Annotated in this window: 18 protein-coding genes; 2 read left to right on the forward strand and 16 right to left on the reverse strand. The window is 46.2% G+C overall.

Features of this window, described 5'->3' with window-relative positions:
• Positions 1-14 precede the first annotated feature (14 nt).
• The 16 genes from CI959_RS19300 to CI959_RS19370 form a co-directional block, all read right to left on the reverse strand.
• Positions 15-1733, reverse strand: coding sequence for a phosphoethanolamine transferase (locus CI959_RS19300; protein WP_005857733.1), 1719 nt, complete (start codon positions 1731-1733; stop codon positions 15-17).
• Positions 1734-1871: 138 nt separating this feature from the next.
• Positions 1872-2003, reverse strand: coding sequence for an alanine:cation symporter family protein (locus CI959_RS21365; RefSeq protein WP_009017246.1), 132 nt, complete (start codon positions 2001-2003; stop codon positions 1872-1874).
• A gap of 22 nt (positions 2004-2025) precedes the next feature.
• Positions 2026-2367 carry a hypothetical protein gene (locus CI959_RS19305; RefSeq protein WP_005863025.1) on the reverse strand — a complete coding sequence of 114 codons (342 nt, stop codon included), beginning with the start codon at positions 2365-2367 and terminating at the stop codon, positions 2026-2028.
• Between the two features lie 119 nt (positions 2368-2486).
• Positions 2487-3485: a glycoside hydrolase family 130 protein gene (locus tag CI959_RS19310; RefSeq protein ID WP_005857736.1), complete on the reverse strand. Its 999-nt coding sequence runs from the start codon at positions 3483-3485 to the stop codon at positions 2487-2489.
• Between the two features lie 22 nt (positions 3486-3507).
• Positions 3508-4824, reverse strand: a complete 1317-nt coding sequence (locus CI959_RS19315) for an MFS transporter (RefSeq protein ID WP_008779699.1) — start codon at positions 4822-4824, stop codon at positions 3508-3510.
• A gap of 52 nt (positions 4825-4876) precedes the next feature.
• Complete coding sequence (locus CI959_RS19320) at positions 4877-5761, reverse strand: WD40 repeat domain-containing protein (protein ID WP_005857740.1); 885 nt, start codon at positions 5759-5761, stop codon at positions 4877-4879.
• Between the two features lie 53 nt (positions 5762-5814).
• Complete coding sequence (gene lsrF, locus CI959_RS19325; protein WP_005857742.1) at positions 5815-6687, reverse strand: 3-hydroxy-5-phosphonooxypentane-2,4-dione thiolase; 873 nt, start codon at positions 6685-6687, stop codon at positions 5815-5817.
• Between the two features lie 69 nt (positions 6688-6756).
• Positions 6757-7371: a DAK2 domain-containing protein gene (locus CI959_RS19330; protein ID WP_005857744.1), complete on the reverse strand. Its 615-nt coding sequence runs from the start codon at positions 7369-7371 to the stop codon at positions 6757-6759.
• Positions 7372-7380: 9 nt separating this feature from the next.
• Positions 7381-8397, reverse strand: a complete 1017-nt coding sequence (locus CI959_RS19335) for a dihydroxyacetone kinase subunit DhaK (protein ID WP_011966099.1) — start codon at positions 8395-8397, stop codon at positions 7381-7383.
• Positions 8398-8438: 41 nt separating this feature from the next.
• Entirely contained in the window at positions 8439-8753 is a 315-nt protein-coding gene (locus CI959_RS19340; RefSeq protein ID WP_011966098.1) for a hypothetical protein, read from the reverse strand.
• Positions 8754-8771: 18 nt separating this feature from the next.
• Positions 8772-11219 carry a cytochrome c biogenesis protein CcsA gene (gene ccsA / locus CI959_RS19345; protein ID WP_057316929.1) on the reverse strand — a complete coding sequence of 816 codons (2448 nt, stop codon included), beginning with the start codon at positions 11217-11219 and terminating at the stop codon, positions 8772-8774.
• Positions 11220-11335: 116 nt separating this feature from the next.
• On the reverse strand, positions 11336-15340 hold the full coding sequence (locus tag CI959_RS19350; protein ID WP_057316928.1) for an SUMF1/EgtB/PvdO family nonheme iron enzyme: 4005 nt from the start codon (positions 15338-15340) through the stop codon (positions 11336-11338).
• A 92-nt stretch (positions 15341-15432) separates the two neighbouring features.
• Positions 15433-16191: a hypothetical protein gene (locus CI959_RS19355; RefSeq protein ID WP_005857754.1), complete on the reverse strand. Its 759-nt coding sequence runs from the start codon at positions 16189-16191 to the stop codon at positions 15433-15435.
• A gap of 34 nt (positions 16192-16225) precedes the next feature.
• Positions 16226-17320, reverse strand: a complete 1095-nt coding sequence (locus tag CI959_RS19360) for a hypothetical protein (protein WP_005857755.1) — start codon at positions 17318-17320, stop codon at positions 16226-16228.
• Positions 17321-17331: 11 nt separating this feature from the next.
• Positions 17332-19107: a YncE family protein gene (locus CI959_RS19365; protein WP_057316927.1), complete on the reverse strand. Its 1776-nt coding sequence runs from the start codon at positions 19105-19107 to the stop codon at positions 17332-17334.
• 17 nt (positions 19108-19124) lie between these two features.
• Complete coding sequence (locus tag CI959_RS19370; RefSeq protein ID WP_029257197.1) at positions 19125-19922, reverse strand: IclR family transcriptional regulator; 798 nt, start codon at positions 19920-19922, stop codon at positions 19125-19127.
• 241 nt (positions 19923-20163) lie between these two features.
• On the opposite strand from CI959_RS19370, the gene CI959_RS22150 reads away from it, so the two are divergent.
• The gene (locus CI959_RS22150) at positions 20164-21039 is read left to right on the forward strand and encodes a hypothetical protein (protein WP_347504299.1); all 876 of its coding nucleotides are present in this window, start codon (positions 20164-20166) and stop codon (positions 21037-21039) included.
• Positions 20973-22538 carry a response regulator gene (locus tag CI959_RS19375; RefSeq protein ID WP_347504298.1) on the forward strand — a complete coding sequence of 522 codons (1566 nt, stop codon included), beginning with the start codon at positions 20973-20975 and terminating at the stop codon, positions 22536-22538. Before CI959_RS22150 ends, CI959_RS19375 begins: the two co-directional genes overlap by 67 nt.
• The last annotated feature ends 20 nt before the right edge of the window (positions 22539-22558 follow it).

Below are 22558 nucleotides of genomic sequence, written 5' to 3' on the forward strand. Positions count from 1 at the left end.
CGGTTGAGATCAGTCTAATTCCTATCATAAGCGATATCCCATTTATCCATCATCTCAAAATCCTGCTTTTTTAAACCGACTTTCCAAAATGGGATCGGGTCGTCATGGTCTCCCAGATACATACGGTCACGTACCTTGAAGGCACGATTCGTTAAGGCAAACGTGGAATCGGCCACCGGAGTCCGCACACCGGCTATATCAAGCATCGTATGGAATACGCTGTTCGTGCTAACCGGATAAGTCTCGTGTGCCTGCGCTTCCAGATATTTCTGGGGATATGACTCCCGGTAAGCCTTCGAGAACCAGATCACATACGGGATATGCAACTGGTAATAGGTCGGTATCGGAGAAGCATGCAGATAACGGGCTCTGGAATCATCGAAGATATCCTCTCCATGATCGCTTAAGTAAAGCATGGATGCCGGAGCATTTGTCTTCGCCAACATATCCACGATTTCCCCCAGCACGTAATCTGTATAGTGGATGGAATTATCATAAGCGTTCCGTAACTCCTTTTTATACGAGGCACGAATTCCCTCCGCCTTATCCGGCCTATAGAAACGGAACTCCTTCGGATAACGTTCATGGTAATTAAAATGCGAGCCATAAGTATGCAGTACTACGAAAAGATTACCGTCCTCTTTATCCAGTTCCTTCTTTAGATAAGGCAGGATCGCCGCATCGTGCAAGGAGGTTAGCGTAGAACCCGTATTAAATGCGCTCATATCGATAAAGGTATCTGCCTCCCGGTAAAAAGCGCCGATCATCGAGGTCGTTAGTTTCTGGTTGGCGATCACGAGCGTACGGAAACCAGCCTCTTTGAAAGCGGTCACGATACTTTTCTCGTCGTAAAGGACTCCATAATTCTCGGCGCTGGCAGCGGACAGGATAATGGGGACACTTTTATGCGTATTATTCGATTGCGTCACCACATCCGTGAAATGCACCAATCCGTCTAAAGCCTCCATACGGGGAGTCGTCTTGCGCTCGTATCCGTAAAGGCTCCATTCCATAGCACGGGAGGTCTCTCCCACTACCAAGACGTAGATCTCCCGTTTTCCCTCAGCTTGTTCCAGCTTAGTGGCGTCGAACTTAAAGTCGGCGGAAGTAATATGATACTTACGGTTCCTCTCCGCCTTATTTATGGCGAAATATAAATTGTATAGGGCGTTAGCCGGATACACATCGTCCTTCCATGAAAACCGGTGATCTTGCAAAGGAGACAGGAAGCAAAGGATCAAGCCCATGACAAACATGCCTAGGCTGATCTTGGCCCATTTCTTCCGGAAAGGATTTCGCAATTTCTCTTTCTGCCGTATCGAACGATAAGCGAGTATTAGAGTAGGCAATGTATAGAAAAAGAATACGCAACCGATCACCAAAATGATATTCCCCAATAATTCGCTAGCCTCGGAAGCGTTCGAGCTGGTAAGGTTCAAATACATATCAACCGCTATCACGGACTGCCCGAAAAGATACAGAAGCACCAACTGCCCCCCATCTAATATAACCTTCGGCAACAGGCACCAAACCACGATCCCCGGTTTACGGGCCACTAACAAAACACCCATCCAAAAGGCCAAAGGTATCAGCAACGAGGCGATACCGACCGTGACGGGAAGCGGTTCCGTAAAAAAGAACACACAGTTTGGGATGATAAATAACAGGGCAAATAAGAAATATAAATGCTCCTGTGAAGATATCCAGCGTATTAACTTTGTAAAATACTTCATTCAATAAAACTTTGCCAACTCTCAATCATTACTCTTCTCAACTAATACCCAGAACCTAAAATTCCGGTAATTGGCAAAGATAGGCGTTATTAAACACATACAAAGCGTATTATACACAAAAAATGTTATTCACAGTCATTACTTCTCCTTCATCCGTCGCCAATACTCCTTGACAGAGTTTTTCACTTCCCTATGTAACAGCAAGATACCAATTAAGTTCGGGAGAGTCATCAAAGCCACGGTGATACCGGATAATGTCAATACTACCACACAATAAAATTATATTTATCTCCTATATTTTCTGGAGGATAGCGATAAACTCATCATTCGTAATGTCTAGCTCCGGCTCTTTGTAATTGACATAATCCTCAAAATAGTCGCTGGCGATATCGGCTACGATCTCCCCTCCGTCCAAGCCATACGAGGAAACTAGTTTCTCCACCCGGTTACGTATCTGGCGAATCACCTGTAAACGATCCTCATAACGATCTGGCTTCTCCTGATCAGTGACGTGCTCATTCCGGGCGATCAAGTAAACTACCGTATAAAATTTCTCCATGCTCCCGAAAACAGGGACAAACAAGGATTTCTTCTCCTCGGGCAGATCTGCCAAAAACTGTTGTATCTTTGTCATAGCTCTTACTCTTTTACCTAATAAAAAAAACAATATACTTTTTGTTCTAAAACAATATACTTTCGTGTGTAAAAGTATATTGTTTCGACAACAAAAGTATATTGTTCTTCTCGAGTCTGTTAAATGATTGAATTCTTCTTCGTAAAATCCAAAATCTCATCAATATAGCCAAAAGCCAATCCTGTTACCGTATCTGCGCAGCCGTAATAGATAGCGATACGTTTCGTCTCCGGATCATGCAAGGCGGCACAGGGAAAGACTACGTTCGGAACGTCTCCCATGCACTCGTAATCCTTTTGCGGGGATAACAAATAAGGTCCGGAGCGGAATTTCACTTTCCAAGGTTGCTCCAAATCCAAGATAGCGGAACCGAAGCTATACACATACCCGTTGCAAGAACGAAGCACGCCGTGGTAAATCAATAACCAGCCTTCGGAAGTCTCGATAGGGATAGGGCCCGCACCGATCTTCGTACACTGCCAAGCGCTATCCTCGAACGCAGCCGGAGACATCACGTGGCGATGTTTACCCCAGAAACACATATCCGGAGACTCGCTATAGAAAATATCGCCGAACGGAGTATGACCGTTGTCGCTCGGACGGCTCAACATGGCGAAGTTTCCGTTAATCTTACGAGGGAACATCACGCCATTACGGTTGAAAGGCAGATAAGCGTTCTCCAGCTGATGGAAGGTCTCGAAATCGAACGTGTAAGCCACGCCGATCGTCGGGCCATGATAACCGTTACACCAAGTCACATAGTAACGATCCTCGATAAAACATACACGGGGGTCGTAGGCATAAACAAACTCGCCGATCTCCTTGTCGTCGCACTCAAACTCGAGTTTTGTCTCAGAGATACTCCAATGAATGGCATCTGCGCTAAAACCTACGTGCAAACGCATCCGGCGATTCGTATCGTCGCATCGGAACACACCGGCATAACCACCTTTGAAAGGGACAACAGCACTGTTGAACACACTGTTCGATGTCGGGAGGATATCACGAGGAATCACCGGGTTCTTCGAATATCTCCACAATACTTCTTTGCTACCCTCGGGACGATCTTCCCAAGGCATATCTGGCAGCGGAGCGCCTACGATTTTCAAATTATCCATAACTAATCCTATTAAAATATTACTATACTAACTTATTACCTTTATCGTCATACGTGAACGGTACGAAATAGGCTACCAAGAATGAAGGGATCATCGCCAGCAAGGTCACGATAAAGAAATACTTATAACCTAGCCAGTCACTCACAAAACCGCTCATCATTCCCGGAAGCATTACGCCAAGGTTCATGATACCTGAGGCGAACGCATAATGCGCCATCTGATGCTTGCCCGGAGCTACCTGTTGCATCATAAACAGCATCAAGCCCACGAAACCGAATCCATAGCCAAAATACTCGAATACGATGGCGGAAGCGATAATGAGACCATTATCAGGCTGGAAACACGCCAAGAACGTGTATACCAAAAACGGTATGTTGAAGCAACAACAAAGCGTAAACAATACCTTTCGCAATCCCTTAGCCGAGATATAATATCCACCGAGCAAAGAACCCAGCACAAACGCCGCCGCTCCAAACGTACCATAATACAAACCGATCTCTTGCTCCGTTAGTCCTAATCCTTGATCAGCTATCGGAGCTTTCAAGAACAAAGGTACGATCTTTATCACGAAACCCTCGGCAAAACGATACAATATAATGAAACAGATATACCACACGATATACTTCTTCGTGAAGAACTCCTTGAAGACCAGCCATAGCTCAGCCATACTTTCCTTCAACGAATGTTCTCCGGTAGCGGCTTTTCCACCCGAAGGCAACATCTTCATATGATAAAAACCAAGCAGGATCATGATCGTACCGCAAAGCAGCATAACGATCATCCAAGCGTATATCATGGCCTCTTTCTCCAATCCTATCCCGGTAAAATATTGCATCATATAACCCGCCAGATAAACCAGACCACCCGTGGCTACGATCTTCGCTAAATTGTAAAACGCACCTTGCCAACCGATATATTTGGCTTGATTCTCCGGTGAGAGCTCTTTCATATAAACGCCATCCGTTGCCACGTCATGCGTAGCCCCGCTAAGCGCTATAATACCTAATAATGCGATAGATAGAGCAAAGAAACTCGGCAAGTTTAACGCCAAGGCCACTAAACCGAATAAGCAACCGGATAACAACTGGGTCAATACGACAAAGAATTTCTTGGTACGATACATTTCCAAAAACGGGCTCCATAAAGGCTTTAAGGTCCAAGGTAACATGATAACCGAGGTCCATAACGCAATCTGGGCATCCGAGATATCCAATCCCTTAAACATGAGTACGGTAACCATGTTCAGCACTACAAAAGGCAATCCCATAGCAAAATAGACACTAGGGACCCAAGTTACAGGGTTTCGACGTTTAGTAGCATTCGTGTTTTTCTCTTCCATGCTTTATTTAGAATTTAGGTGTACAAATATAATTAATAATCCGGATATATCTTTAATCGATCGGACAAATAGAGGAGATCATCCCGAAGGTAGCGTTATCATTCAAATCCCAGACCATCTTTCCGGCTCCGTTTATCTCGATCAACTGCGGGTAATGTCCTTTCGCAGCCTCTCCGTCATGGCCTTGCCAGTTACAGATATACAAACCACCGTCCCGTTTAGGGAGCAACTGGGCAACAAAGAAAAGCTGGGCTCCCTCGATATCGTTCTCATTCACCTTGCGAACGATATCTCCAGTCTCGAAATTCAGCTCTATGAAGCAATGGGCATCACCGCAAGCGACCAGATAATTACCGTTATCCAACGCAGCCACGCTAAACGGGTTACCGTCTACTTTCACGCTTTTCAGCAATTGACCAGACGGGGATATTTCCCGGATCTCAGAGGTAGCGAACAAGGGCACTAAATAATTGCCCTGCTTATTCTTGTTTACTTGACGGAATTGGGCATGGGGTTGCTCGATATGGGTGTCGAAATCCGTTTTCGACAGGATCTCTCCTTTTGCATTCACCTCCATGATCGTCGCCGGGTATCCACACCACGCTAATAAATAATTACCGTTGGGAAGTACACGGGCCGTCTGCATCTCACAGCCTTCCGGAGCGGAGATATTCCAGACCTCCTCATGATCCCGGGTGATTAGCTTCGCCCCTTTCGAATAGGAAAAAAGGATATTCCGGTCGGGAGTAACAGCTACGGAATTACATTCCCATCCTTTTTCCAAGGGATGCTCCCATTCAATTTCTTTCGTGTTCTTGTTTACGATGGCGATTTTGTCCCAGCCGGAACCGCCTAATAAAAGATAATGCGACGCCTCATGACATGCGGAACATACGAGTAGCAGGCATGCGGATAATATAAAAGTATAGATTTTCATGGTTTAAATTATATAAATAAGCAGGAGCAGGTAAAACCTACCCCTGCGATGGATTATTTCGCTAAGTCGCAGAACAACTCATATCCCTGATCAGGCGTGATACCTTGATGCACGACCGCATGAACCGCTTGGATCATGGCGACAGGAGAAGTACTCTGGAATACGTTACGTCCCATATCCACGCCAGCCGCACCGTCGTTGATCGCATTATAACATAATTCCAACGCCTCCTTCTCCGGTAATTTCTTACCACCGGCAATTACCACGGGAACCGGACAAGCAGCGGCTACCTTCTCGAAGCCCTCACAATAGTAGGTCTTCACGATATTAGCGCCATTCTCCGCACAGATACGGGAAGCCAGACCGAAATAACGAGCGTCTCGAGCCATTTGCTTACCAACGGCGGTAACACCCATTACCGGGATATTGTAACGGCTGGCCTTATCGACCGCCTTATATAAGTTAGCCACAGTCTTAGCCTCATGCGCCTCATCACCGATAGCCAACATAACCGCCATGGCGGAGACGTTCATACGGATAGCGTCCTCTATATCGATCAATACATTATCGTTCAAATCCGTAAGAATAGACGTTCCAGCGTCCGAACGAAGACAAATCGGTTTCGTCGTATTCGCAGGGATCGTAGATTGCAGGATACCACGGGTACACATCAAGCAATCCGCATATTCAATCAAAGGAACGATATTCAAGTCGATACGCTCCAAACCGGAAGTCGGCCCCATGATGAAACCATGGTCAAAAGCAAGCATAACCGCCTTGCCTGTCTTCGGGTTGAAGATACGGGACAGACGGTCTTTCATACCCCAAGGTAAGTTCTCGGCTCCCTTCACATGGAAACTCTGGTTCTCACAATTGATGCCTAAACCGAAGTCCGCACCTTCTCTTAAATCATCTAAATCTGCCATATTTATTATTCGTTATATTATTATATTTTGTAGAGACGGGGCATGCCCCGTCTCACGCTGTGTATTATTTTATAGCACCTCTGCAAAAGAAGCGAACATACAGCTCCACGAAGTAGCCCCGCTATCAGCGAAACCAATCGAACGCTCACCATAGTTACGGGCACGTCCAAAGTTAGCTTTCATCGGTACCGTAGCCTCCGCTCCATCAAGCGCCGCTTTAGCGCCGGCATTCAAGACCTCCTTGATATCATCCGACGTACAAGCCTGCATAGCCTCCACCGCCGGGATCAAGGCATCCATCATCGTCTTGTCGCCTCGTTTCGCTTGGGTTTGTTGTTGCACATTCGCCAAGCCACCGGCGAACATAGCTTTCACGCCTGCGGCATCCAACTCGGTTCCCTCTGCATGATCGCTCATACCCAAGAAGAAAGCACCGAGCAAGGTACTTGTCGATCCGCTCACTTCCATCATCACGTCCATTCCCATATCACCAAGCATTTGCTTGAACTCCGTTCCGGACTGAGCGCTTTTATTCACGGCAGTCATAGCGGCAACGATAGCGGTACCATGATCACCATCCCCGATTACGGCATCCAATTTAGAGAATTCCTCCTCACGTGCCTTGATCTGTTTCAGCGCATTGTCTAACATGGCCTTGAAGGCCTCGATAGTAAGTTGTTTCATGTATATTATTTATTTACCTAGGGTTGTCCAATAAGGTGCGTCCGCACATTTGTTATTCAAATAATCGATATGATCCTCATCCAAGATCGCCATAATCATCTGGAATCCGGCTTGCTCCTGTACGGTCAAGATCTCTTGGATACGGCTTACCACCACCTGCAAGCCACGAGCCTCTAATTCCTTATAAGCCTTGCGGAAGATGATATTCAATTCCATATGGGTAGTAGCGCCTACGCCGTTAATGATCAACAACATCTTATCACCGGCTTTTGGCTGTAACTGCTGGCAAAGTAGGTCTACCATCTCCACTGCCGTATCATCGGCGGATACCAACGGTTTCTGTCCACCGCCACCTTCGCCATGTTGGCCCATACCGATCTCCATGATACCATCGGGAAGGTTCGTGATCGTACCTCCGTTTTGGGGATGCGTACAAGAACGCATAGCGACAGCCAAGGTAGCCACGTTCTTATTATAGCGTTCACCAATCTCAATCAGCTCGTCTAAAGACTTCCCTTCCTCAGCGGCGGCACCTAATATCTTATACAAAGGAACACAACCAGCCAAGCCACGACGATCGTCTATATTCGCCCCGATACCTGCGCTGATATCATCATGCGTAAGTAATTTCTTCACCTTGATCCCTTTACGTGCAGCCAACTGGCAAGCCATATTAGCACTCATCACGTCGCCGGAATGGTTCAATACGACCAACAAGATCCCGGCCTCACGATCCATCAATTGCAGTGCCTGAAACAAACGTTGGGCACCCGGAGCGGCGAATACGTCACCCACGACGGAGCAATCCAACATGCCCTCTCCTACGAAACCACTCAAGGCAGGCTCATGACCGGAACCACCTAAGGTAACGATCGCAACCTTATCATTGCCTTTCGGGTTAGCACGTACGACGATATTCTCAGCTGCCAACTTTACCTGATTCGGATACGCTAATACATAGCCTTCCAATAACTCTGCCGTAATATTCTCAGGATCATTTATGAATTTTGTCTTGATGTCTGACATGGTATTATCCTCCTTTAGATTTATAAATTTTGATTTACGAATTATTTTAGTTCCATGATCTCGATAGCGATACCTTCTTCCTCGATGAAAGCGATCGTCAAGTGCTCGTCGCAAACAGCTGGGCCGAAGATTACCTTCTTACCTTCCAACTCTTTTTCCAAACAAGGAACCGTATAAGCGATATGGCCATTGGTCTGTACCAACTCCGGTAGGCAGCTGCCTTTCTCGAATTTCAAGAACTCGATCCGGTTCGGACTCTTGCTGTAATCCGTCAACCATACACTCAGGCTTTCGTTATAAACCGCCCCTTCTTTACTTTCCGTAGTGACAATTCCTACGTGATTAAATGTTCTCATGATCTATTCAATTTATAGTTAGACAATTATATTATTAAAATTCGTTCTCTTCCGATAGGATATAAAGCCAGCCCCCAATACTAGGATGATCGACAGATAAAGATAAATAAATATCCCGTTCACGTTGTCATTCTGGCCATAAGAGTGCATGCCACTCAAGAAATAATTCACGCCGAAGAAGGTCATCAACACCGAATAGAAGGCCAAGATAGACGTAAAATTAAACAACCACAGGTTATTGCATTTCGGTATCAAGCGGAGATGCGTCACGATCGCATATATCACCATCGTAATCAACGCCCACGTCTCCTTCGGGTCCCAGCCCCAATAACGTCCCCACGACTCATTCGCCCAGACCGCTCCCAAGAAAGTACCGATCGTCATCAGGGCCAATCCGATCCAAAGTGACATCTCGTTCACGATACTCAATTCTCGTACCCGTTCTTTGAGCATCACGCTGTTCTTCTCCCCGCTTACGCTCATCATCACCAGATTCGTCAAGCCGATCAGACAGCTAATACCGAAGAAACCATAAGCTCCCACGATAACCGCCACATGGAACATCAACCATGGGGATTTCAAGACCGGAACCAGCGGATTGATCTGCGGGTCCATCCAACTCAAGCCGGACACGAACAAGATGATCCCCCCGAATAAAGTAGCCAACGCAAACGTAAGCGTACTCTTGCGTACGAACAACAACCCGGCGAACACCGTAGCCCAAGCCACATAAACCATCGTCTCGTACGAATTGCTCCAAGGGGCGTAACCTGCGATATACCACCGCATTCCCATCCCATACATATGGAAAACGAATACGGCCAAAATGCCCAGACTTAATAACCAAGTCGTATAGGTAACCCATTTTTTCTTCTTGAATAAGGCCACGAAAGCGAAGATCAGCAACAAGCCTCCCAAAATCAAGTACCCTTTCTTACATTGCCGGAATACATCCATTTGATTATATTTAATCTCGGCCTGTATTTTCTCAGGGCGAATGTCTACCGTCTTATTCTTGGCTTGCTGATACGTATGGATCATACCGATCACCTCGTCCGCTTTCTCCCAATCACCACTCTTCAATCCTTCTTGTACCTCCGATAAATACCAGCCCATAATGTGGGTAACGAACATGGAGTCTTTTCCGGAAAACGCCGACAAATCATCGCCCGGCGCATACCATTTGTGATCCGGATCGTCCTCTTTCGGGAAAAGGTTCAACATCTGGTAATTGATCAATTGATGGAAGATATTTACCTGCTCATCCAGCTTGATCAAGTCTTTATCGAAGCGGGTACGCTCCGCTGGCATTTTATTGTAGGCCTCTTCCAGCTTCTCTTGCAATTTATAGCGTCCGTTACTATCGAATACCTCTATATAGGCGCAATCCTTATCCGTAAGGTCGTAATAATTAGCCAGCTCACTATTAGACAAGGCGATAAACGGCACCCGGACCCACATATCCGGCATAGCCAAGACACTCAACAAGAACTGATCAGAGTTCAAGGAACCGAACTGATCCGATTTATGCAACTTTCGCAGTACCTCGGAAGAAAATGTATTGATCGGCAACATACGTCCGCTTACCGATTGGATCGGCAACGCACCGAACTTAGCGGCATGTTCCGGACTTATCGCATATTTCTGTATGGCCTCCTTCATCTCGGGAGCGGCCGCACCTTGCGCCCGCAAGCCCCCTACGGAAAGAAGAATCGCTACTAACAGGGTCGTTTTACGAGCGCCCGATCTTAAATCTTTCAACTGTCGGCTTAATTTCATGAAACGGGAGTTTTTACCTACCAAGCAAAGTATAAAGCCGATCACTAAAATCACGTAGCCGGTATACGTAATATTCCTTCCGGCCACATCTCGGTTCACGGAAAGTACCGTTCCTTGCTCATCCGGGTCATAGGAGGCTTGGAAGAAGCGATAGCCTTTCACGTCTAATACATTATTCATATATACCCGGGCATGGCGAGTCTGTCCATCTACATGTACCAGCAACTCACTCTCATAAGCAGAGGGACTGGCAGAGCCGGGATAGCGGGTTAAGGTAAATTTCACGAGTTCTACGCTAAAAGGAAGCGTATGATAGAGAGTCTGGTCCGAGGTACGGATCATGATACGATCGCTAGCCTCTCCCTCACGCAGGTGAAGGATTCCTTCCTCGCCGAAAAGGTGGGAAATAAGGGCACCCAGAAGGATGACAATAAAGGCGGCATGGGTGACCATCAATCCCCATCTACGCCGCTTAAGTAACTGGTGCTTGATAACGATAGCCACGAAATTGGCTACCAATAAGAATTGGAGTAAGAAAAATACAGGAGAATAGTAAATCATCGCTTTAGCGGCGGCAGTACCATGATACTTCTCTATAAAAGTAGCGATAGCCAAGCCAAAGGCGTAGATCAATAGTAGGACGATAGTCGTCACAGAAGAAGAGATAAATCTTTCTAGAGTTTTCATTTGCTCATTTATTAATAACACTGATGCGACAAATGTACGCAGATTAATCATTTTTGAAAGAATCGGCGATTAATTTGCCGCATCCATGTTATCTATCTATAAATAGACCTTGTCTATTAATCCTCAATAATTACCCGGAAGCCTACGTTGAATACACGTTGGTACGGATAATATCCTTTACGGGTATAAGCCGTCGAGAATTTCGGTCGCTCGATATAAGAACCGCCACGAACTACCTTATACTCGGAAACCTCTTTCGATTTCTCGTTGTAAGGATAAGGCAAGTAATCTGAACGAGTCCATTCCGCCACGTTACCGTGCATGCAATACAAACCGAACGGATTCGCTTCATATTGCTTACCACCCACCTGAACCAAATTGCCATCATCCACGCCTTCCTCTTTCGGTAAGTAAGTATAGTACTTGTACCAATAAGAAGTCTTAGGCATCGGTTGCGGGTCGATACCGCTTACGGCAAGCAGGAGCGTGGTTACGTCGGCTAGGTTATCCTTTTTACCGAAGTCCGCATTCATATCGCCATACCAGAAATCTTGATCGCTACCGGCACGACAAGCCCATTCCCATTGCGCCTCGGTCGGAAGCGTGATGTTCAAGCCTGTTTTCTCACTCAGCTTCTTACAATAATCCATCGCGTCATTGTAACTTACACGGATTACCGGTTGCTCTGGCTTATTAGCGGGATATCCTTGAACCACGTGATCCTTCCATTGCTGATCCACGAAACGGCTGTCGTGATCCGGGAAAATCACGTTGAATTGCTGGTTCGTAACCTCCAACTCACCCATCCAGAAAGCTTTGTCAATCTTCACTTTCGCCGTCGGACGAGTATCGGATTGCCCACGATAGCTACCCATCACGAATTGTCCGGCCGGAATGCGAACAAATGTCATCTTGATACCCGGAGCCAACTCGATCTCCTTACGGGTTTCCTTCTCGTCGGCCAACATAGCCTTGATCCGGTCCGCATCGAATGGCCAACCTTTCACCTTCAACTCTTTTTCCTTGACAGGAGCCAATTTCTCCGGCATCTCCGGTTTGATCTCACCTTTACCCTTCAAGTAAGCGGCATAATCGGAGATCTCTTTCTTCCAATCCACGCCTGCACCATTCGCATACTTATCCGTCAACTCTTTACGGCGCTTAATCTGGTCGAAGCCTTGATACGGGATGATATCCTTCGAAAGTACATTCGCGTTGAAATAACCCTTATCCGGAGCGTTGTAATCAATCCAGTTATAAAGGGTTTTCCACTCTTTATCCGTCAGTTGCACGTTAAAGTGCCCTTTCTTCAACATACGAACCAGTTCACTCGTGTTCGGATGATATTCATACGGTTGAAGAACCACCATATCACCCTCGCCACCTTGACGGTGTACATACGGATGCAGATTCAAGTAAGAAGTGCCATAACCTAATTTATCCTTCTTGCCCCCACGCAAGTCGAAAGCCTTACCCTCACCATTATGGCAAGCGATACAGGCACGATCCAAGATCGGTTGGATCTCCAGATCGAACGTGAACGAACGGGTCCCCCCTTCCGGCGGAGTCAACGCATGCGGGGCTTTCTGCGAAGCCATCACACGTTTCGGAATAGGAATCTGGTTCTGGTCCTCATGGCAACCGATACAAGATACCACCTCGCCCGGCTGACCGGTCAACCAGCTACGCATCCACTGGATAGCCACTCCGTCTTTGTCTAACGGCTGGATAGAGATCGGTGTATTCGCCGGGATCTTGAAGATAGCGGAGCCATCCTCTTCTACCGGTACCGTACCCAACATACGCTTGATGTCCCAACCGGACTGGATTCCATGCCAGTTATGATCGGAGGTAGTCTTCACGTAAGCATACTCATAAGCGTGCAGACGAAGAGATTTAACCGTACCCCGGGGAATGCCTCTCAAACCCTCTCCCTCGTAAATATCCTGAATAAAGACCGTAGCCTCTTTGTCATTCAATTTCACACGGTCCGGAATAGCCGGAGGAGTCTGTGTCTTACGTACGGCAACCGGACTGATATAGCCCTCACCCTCTACCTTACGCAAACAAGTCACGTTATCGAATACGTCCACCAAATAGATACCCCATAAATCCTGTGGATCTAATTTAGCGGCCACCAAGAAATATTTATCATTCAGCGGAGTCGGTTTGATAAACTGCGGCCATACGCCATTTACCAACTCATCCTTAATCTCCTCCACGATCGGCCGGTTACGATACGGGATCTCCTGTACCATACCAGCGGCGCCTTTACGGGCTTTCGCCGGATCGAACACGATCAAACGACCGGAACGGGCAATACCATGGTGACCGGAGATAATTCCCACGAAAGCGGAACCGTGGCCCGGCAACGGCTGAATATCGAACGTACTGTTCGGGAACATCGATCCGCTACCATACAGCGCTTTCTGCTCCGTACCATCCGGATTCATGTTCATCACGATACGGGAATAATAGTGCGTCAAGTCCGTGTACTCCCAACGAGTGTACATCACACGACCGTTATTCATCACTACCGGGTTCCAGTTTGCGTCTTGATCGAAAGTCAGACGGCGCAAGTTCTTCGTATCCGGCGTATAAAGTACCATATTACCGACAGGGTCATCACCGCTTACACAAGGCACGCCTTGATAACCGATATTCGAGTTGGCGATGATACGTCCGTCCGGTAAGTAGGTTCCATCATAAAACTCCAGATCCGGCTCCTCGTTATGTATTAATTGCTTAAAGCCCGAGCCATCCAATTTCACCTCGAATACGTTCCAACGCTTATCGGGCATCGTCTGGGTAAACATAGCACGATCGCCATCCCAATGCATCCGCAAGTCGGCGACAGAGGAACCGTTTTCCGGTTTATAGATCGACCGTACCTGTACATCCTCCCCGCGTAAATTACTCAACTCCACGATATCGGCGTCGAAGCCCATACGGCGGGCGGACTCTTGGTTACTCCAGTTATTACCCTGCGTACCCAAATCCGGAGCCATTGCCTTATGAGCGTTTACACCTAATTTAAAGCGGGCAGCCAAGACTTTATCACCGTCCAAGAACGGGTTCGCCAGCAAGATCGTACGTTTATTCGCGATCGCTTTCTCGGCATTAACCAAAGCGGCCTCATCACCACTATAAATGCCATCGAAACCTTTCTTTACCTGCTGTTCCAACTCATCCAGAACCGGTTGATATTTAGTGGCGTCGAAGCCTTTCAACTTTTTCATATCGTTGAAAGCCAAACGAATCGCCTCCATATTCAACCAACTCAAGTCGCTCTGCAAATTACAGATACGTTGAGTTTTCTCATAAAGTTTCAAATACTCACGGATCTGAGTATCAATATCTTTTTCCGTCTCTATCTGCTTAACAGCGTTCTTTACATACGCAGCGTCTTTCAGACGAGAAGCCAGATTCAAGACAATATCACGCTCGGCGGAAGCGTCACTAGCGGTCAACCAGTTCTCCAACCCATCGATATTAGCGTTTAAGGCCCCCAATTCCTTCGGATAAGCGGCTAGCAAACGTGCGGCCTCCTCCTTCGGGAAAACATTCATGATACGGAAGAATACACTACCTACCGTCGACTGATCGGCCAAACCCACCTCAGCCTCGAAGCGTACATATTCCTTATTGATATTGTACACCATCACGCCATTGGCATGGCATAATACACTATGATCGTATTTCTTACCGCCGATCAACAAAGGATTCCCGTATAAATCCGTATTCTTGCGGATACTGCCCGAGCCAGAAACCCAATAATCAGGATCTAACTCATCCAACCAAACCGAACTACCGTCCGCCTTGATTAAACGGGCATTCGCCCATGTACCCCAATCCCAATCCGTACCATCCGGTCCGGCGGCCGTAACAAGCACCAACTGATCCAGCCCCGTCAAATCGGCGGACATCGGGACAGCCTTCTGCTTCGCCTTGATCCAAGCCGACATGATCGGCATGTTCGCCTTCACCAAAGAGGCACGAAGCTCAGACTTTTGTTTTACTGAGGCGTCAATCCAGTTATCCACCTTCTTTTGCTTCGGACCTGCCGAAACAAGAAGAGAGGTCGACAACAAGAGTGATACCATTATATAGTATTTATTCATGTATTAAATTTAAATTTAGAAGGTTGTTTATTGAAACCCTAAGGATCACGATCGGCAACCCTTAGAATTACGAAGCATAACCCTAGAGGTTTTTATAAAGCGGCCTTCTGGTTCGTGAAACGTAAGCCAGCGTTGTCGTGATAGCATGCCCACTCATCTACGATAGCGCCTTCCGGACCTGCCATCATAAAGTGGAATGTCTCCAATTTCTTCAGACGTAATACGTCACCGACCTTCTGAACCACGAAGTTCTTGCTCTTGATCGGTCCGTGTCCAGCAGGGATAGCCGGTGCGTTCGGAGTCTCGTCACCTACCTCAGAGAAGTTGTATACCCAACCCTTCTCTACCATCCAAGACTCATGTTTAGCCGGGAAGTCAGTCTTTACGTGAGCATGTTCCGGAATCATCTGGCCCGGCAACAAATAGATAGCGTGAGCGAAATACTTATACTCCGGATCGTTGATCCAGAAAATACCCCCCATACCTACATTCTCGAAATCACCCAAACCAAAGTCTGTCACCCACATATCTTTCGCCATCAACTCCGTGAAAGGAACATCGTAGAAAGCAAACATATCTTTCATCGCTTCCATAGCGACATCTTGTTGGAACTTGCCGTCTTTATAAAAATCGGCGTTCGTGTACTTCTTTGAATAAGCCATTGTTTTATTTTTTTGATTGTTAGTATTACATGCGTTCGTGCATTCTTTGCGGCAAGTTCCTTCCGGACAATTGCCCTCCCCGTTAGCGGCGCAACAAGTAGCGTCTGTCGTTGTCTTTCCCGTACATGCGACCATAGATACCAACACCAATCCCATAGCCGCCATTTTCATGTTCAAACCTTTTCTCATTTGTTTTTGTGTATATTTGTTAGTACTATTTGTTTCAACGTATCGCTATTCCCTCGATCTCGATCAATAACTCATCCCGGCAAACGTCGGCCCACATATAAGAGATCGGGATATTTAATCCGTAGGTATTCATCAAACGCTCAGCCTCCTTATAGTCGGATTTATTCTTCAAGTAGACTCGTAACTTAACCAATTTAGCGTCAGCGATCAGTTCCGCTATATTTTCCATCGTGATCCGTAGCTGACGTTCCAGACCTACTCCCGTCAAGCTCTCCTCACCACGGATAGCGGCTGTACCGGAAATATAAATCAATTTACGATCCTGAAAAGTCATGCTCTTGGCACGCTCGAACTTAGGGGTCGTCTTCTTTTGTCGGGCAACTTCCAGTACTTGTTCCGAATACGCATGGGCAGCCACCTGCAACTTATTATCGATCGGCGTAGCGAAAGCATCCGGCGTAGTAAACACGGCGGCATCCACATCGATCAAGATACCTCCCAGATTCGCCCCGATACCCGTAGCGGCAGGATAACCATTCGCCCATTCCGTTTTACTATAAAAATCAGACCGGGCGTTATTAAACGCTTGATAATGCTGATCCGGACCGTCGAAAGCGGTTATACGCTCGATATAATTCCACTGACGGATAATGCTATTCAACGGAAAACCCTCCCGACGAAGCACATCCCCCAATAACCGGAAAGCTTCCACCGACTGAGGCTCTATACCAAAATGGAGTACATCCCCTTGAAAACCGCCGGCAAAAAGGAAACGTCCCGAGGCATTCTCCAACAAGACATAAGGAACACCTTGATAATGACGGAAAGTAATCCGATCCTGCGCATCGGGCACATAGCTATGTACCTCCATCAGCAAAGGAGCGTTCAGCGGCGGTTGGGAGACATAGCTCAAAGCCGGTTCGCAATCCCCATAATACCGACGGATCTTCTCCCTCAGCAAAACCCGGCGTGCCACGTATTCCTCATTTGTACCCGGAGTACCGAAAAAGGCCAACCTCATGATCACCTCGTTTTGAGGCAATTGAGACAATAGATCGTCCACCATAACGGCGAACTCGGCCCGCTTGGTGCTTAATATCGTATAATGTATCTTCTCACAATAATTCATATCCTTTTATTTTACAGGGAGTTTACATATTCCGTTAACGCCTCGATATCTTTCTTGGAAACCTTTTTATCGATGCCATGCTTATGGACCTCGAACACCTCTTCCATGGTAGCCGCACGCCCATCAAACAGATAAGGAGCCGTACGCCAGACCTCGATCAAAGTAGGTGTATCCCACCCTTTCTCAAATTCTATATCCTCGCCGATACGGTGCATCTTCATATCCGTATAATAAGGACCGCTATGACACTCGCCACATTTCAGTTTCTCAAACACCTTTCTTCCCTCTTTCGCCTTATCCGATAATTCCCCATTTACTAAATACGGGCTAGGCACCGGACGCAAGGATTTCATATAAGCGTCCACACATTTCGCCATTTCCTCTTCTGGCTCAAAAAACTGAATGAACTTAAAACCGGCACGTACCGCATATTCTGCGCTCTCACGAACACCCGAGATCATGCTTGGGGGAGTCACATGCGAATACAACATGCTCTTACAATTCTTCGAGTTACCAACTCCATCATTCATCAAGTCCCAGTTCATCCCGTCCGTACGGGCATCCCCCGGATGGCAACCGTTACAACTCTGCCAGCCTTGATAGCAATGATTTGCGTCGTTAAAGTATTTCTCGCCCTTGTTCTCCGGCGTTTCCGTACGCCCCGGATTCATGTCGGTAGCCGTCACCTCCAATGTATTTATATCGACGGTATTCAAGATATCGGCGAAATAAGTAGGGATTATCAACTTATCTCCCGAAAATATAAAATTTCGGGGACCGTTTCCTTGTAAGGTAACTCGCTCACGAAGTCCATACAAGAAATTCAAGTCGTAATCCAGACGGCTCTTATCCTTATAAGACTCAAACTTCGCCAACATCGCCGGATGATCGATCACGCTCACCTCATGCGTTCCGCTATGCGTGATAAAGATATGCTTGTCATCGCAAGCGATACTCCAGATACCGGCAGCGCCACGATCCGGCTCGTCCACCAATACCGCCCCAACGAATTCCTGCTTCGCCACATCGATCACGCTGAAAGCGCTCGTGTTCATCCAACCTTGTTGAAGTTGGGAAGTAGGCACCGTGAATCGTCCCAAGTTATGAGACACGTATATATATTTCCCGTCCGGCGTGATACACATCCCCCGTAAGGCATTGCTACCATTCGCCAATTGGATATCTTTCACTTTCGTAAACCCATCCATCTCGATTACTGATACGCAAGCGGCCACCACATCCACGTCCGCCCGTTGTGCGGGTAGGAAATTCGTAACAAACATATACTTGCCATCCTTGCTGAATACCGCCGATTTAGGCTCACGCAACACTTTCACGCTCCGGACTACCTTACGCATCACCGGATCTATCTCGACCACCGAATTATCGAACTGATTACATACATATATATGTTTCTTATCCGGCCCGAACATCGGATGGCAGGCTCCCGATCCCGTCGGTATAGCCGCTTCCACCCTACCCGATTCCAAGGAAAGCACTTGTAAACGGCCGGTCTTCTCGAAGGTCGTCACATACACCTTATCCCCATCCGGAAGCAACCCGGTCGGGATCTCATCAAACGGAAACGAATGAAGCAAGCTCTTACCGTCCGCTGAAAAAATATCCAGATGTCTCGTTCCTTTCTGTGTCATTAATAGCTCCCCCTTCGCATTCAATACGGCATCCGTAGTAAAGAAAGGTGGGTTGCCGGCTGAAGCGAGAGAAACGCAACAGCCGACAAGACAAGCCACCAATGAGTTTTTTATCAAGTATTTTCGTGTGTTCATGGTATATTTTGTATTCCTTATTTTCTAAATCCTAGTTCGTTCGAGATCACCCCGGCAATCTCCTTGATCACCTTCACCGTATTTTTCACCACCTCTTTCGATAAGCGGTCTTTCGGGCCGGAGATCCAAATCGCTCCACAAGGATATCCTGTATAATTAAAGATCGGGGCGCCTACGCAGATCACGCCGCTCAGCTCCTCCTCATTATCCATGGCATATCCCAGCTTACCAACCTTCTCCAATTCCTCCAGATAGGCCTCACGAGAAGTGATCGTCCGGGAATTATACCGTGTAAACGTCATGTAGGACAGGTAACGATCTCGCACCGTCTTCGGCAAATAAGCCATAATCGCCTTTCCGGGAGCCGAACAATGCAACTCAAACGGCTTTCCCGGCGACAGGACGAAGCGGAACGTATGATGTCCTTGCGCTTGTTCGATAAAAATCCCTTTCTCATCTCCCAAGACACCAAAGCAAGCGGTCTCTTTCACTTGATCACGTAAATCACGCAAATGTGGCAAGACGGTCTCTAAGAGATTGTGTTCATTCAAGGATCTGAAACCAAGGGTCAATAATTTTCGGGAAAGTTTATAGCGTTTCGTGTCTTCACTAAAATTAAGATATTCCAGCCGCACCAATGTATTCAAAATACGGTAAGCCGTAGTCTGAGATATATCGAGCGCCGACTTAATATCTTGCAATGTTTCCCCCGCCGACCGCAAGGAAAGGTACTCAAGAACCGCTATGCCCTTCTCTAAATTAGGCACTTTGTAGCTCTCATCCACTTTTTCCATATTTGGCAGCGTGTTTTCCATATTTGAAATTGCATTTCAGATTTGAACCAAATATAGCAGTGATGAATTTAAACAAGACACGAAATATGTAAAAAGGTGTTAAGTATGTTGCAGAGCATATAAAGCCTTAAAGGAAAATGATCAATTCTTTTTGATTTACAATAATTTTATCTCTTATATACATATTATTTACCTACTTTCGCGGAATATCCTTGAAAGCACAAGGATATAAGTGCATTCATAAACGAGCAAGAATACAAACATGACAAGCGAAAGCAAAAAAGAAAAGTTAAATAAAAACGAGCTATTAGCTAATTATCAATATCTCATGGATACGATCTGGACTATCTATTTGGAAGACGGAAGCGTCGATATACTTAAATATTCAATGAATCCGGAATTAGTTAATACAAAACAAGATTATACCAGCCTTGCCAACATTCTAAGAAACGACATCTATTCTCCAGACCGTAGTTTATGGGATGAAACGGTTTCGCTTGAAGCTTTCTTTAGAATGATAGCCGAAGGATGTTTTCATAAAACATTTGACTTACGTTTCTGCAACGATCACTTCGGTTTTGAATGGCACGAAACTTTTATCGATATTCTTGTTAACAACGAAGGTATCCCTGATAGAATCCTTTTATCTAGCCGTAATATCAACGATTTCAGAAAAGCGCAAATTATAGAAACCGCCGTAAGATCAGAATATGATTACGTAATCTATATTGAAGCTTCGAAAAATAGCTATGTCATGTATACCTCCGGCTCGGAGAGCTATAGTCCCCCTCCTATCGCCAGCTATGACTATGATGGAGTAGTCGCCTCATATAACCGGCAATATATGGCACCTGAGCTTCACGAAGAAATGACTGAGAAACTACAGATCGCTCATATAGAACCGATACTACGGAAACATGGAGAATATATCGTATATGGCACCATGATAGAGAATGGCGTAAACCGGGAAAAGAAAATGCGATTCAGCTATTACGACAGGGAAAAGAACATATGGTTAATGACTCGAACTGATATAACGGAAATCAAAGAAGAAAGAAAACAAAAAAACTGTTGCAGGAAGCTTTACAGAGCGCTAATGCCGCCAACCGTGCCAAAACTGATTTCCTATCCCGGATGAGCCATGACATCCGCACTCCTATCAACGCCATCGTCGGTATGACAGCGATAGCTGGCCTGCACATGGATGACCAGATGCGTATAGCTGATTGCTTAAAGAAAATAACCATTTCCTCCAAACTCTTATTAAATCTGATCAATGAGGTACTGGATATGTCTAAACTGGAAAGTGATAAGATCATGCTGACAGAAGAGGCATTCAAGATCAACGAGCTATTAGAGAGTTTATTCGTCATGGTGCAACCGGCCTTTGAAGCGAAAAAGCAAAAGTTTCAGATACATGTCACCAAGATAAAACACGAATGCCTTATAGGTGACGTGCAACGTATACAGCAAGCATTGTTGAACATGCTTACAAATGCGATCAAATATACTCCGGAAGACGGGCAAATACAACTAACGGTAGAAGAGAAACCTTCTGTCTATAACGGTTACGGCCAGTTTGAAATAACCGTAACGGATAACGGTATAGGAATGAAACCAGAATTTCTGGAAAAAGTATTCGAACCTTTCGAGCGGTCGGATGACAAGGCCATTCGCAATATCCAAGGGACTGGTCTCGGCATGGCTATCAGCCGCCATATCGCCCAGATAATGAACGGAGACATTCTTGTGGAAAGTGAATATGGAAAAGGCTCCAAATTCACCATGAGGTTTCATGTCAAACTGGGAAGTACGAATGAATACGACAATAATATATTGGTAGACCTACCAGTACTGGTAGTAGATGACGATGAGGTATCCTGCGAGATCGCTTGTGAAAACCTCCAAGAATTAGGGATGAAACCGGAATGGGTTCTTTCCGGTGAAAAGGCCGTACAAAAAGTAATCGACGGAGACACTTACTTTGCTATTATCATAGATTTAATGATGCCCGGCATGAACGGCATCGAAACCACCATAAAAATAAGGGAATACGTGGAACCAGATACTCCGATCATCATCATATCAGCATACGATTATTCCGGTTACGAATTTGAGGCAGTAAAAGCTGGCGTCAACGGCTTCATAAGCAAGCCTATCATGAAATCCAAGCTATTCCATTTAATGAAAAAATTTGCCTCAGACAAAAAGGAAGACGAGCAAGTCCTTATCACACCGACTCATATCATATCTTTTCCCGGCAAACGGATACTGGTCGTGGAAGACAATGACCTAAACCGCGAGATAGCGTATGAATTGCTGCAAGAAACCCATGCAGAAGTCGAGACAGCTTGCGACGGACAAGAAGCCGTTGATAAAGTCGCCGCTTCACCCGAAGGTTATTACGATTTTATAATCATGGATATACAGATGCCTGTAATGGATGGACTCGAAGCGACAAGGCAAATTCGTCATCTCGACCGTCAAGATATCAAAGATATGCCCATTATAGCCATGTCTGCCAATGCTTTCGCCGAAGATGTACGGCTAAGTCTGGAAGCCGGCATGAACGAACATATCGCAAAACCGATCGAGATAGACAAATTATATGGAATTATGAGGAAATGGTTCCAGTAAAAAAAGCCGGAATCTCTTCC

The sequence above is a fragment of the Parabacteroides sp. AT13 genome (assembly GCF_002272965.1).
In the GTDB taxonomy this organism is placed as follows: domain Bacteria; phylum Bacteroidota; class Bacteroidia; order Bacteroidales; family Tannerellaceae; genus Parabacteroides; species Parabacteroides distasonis.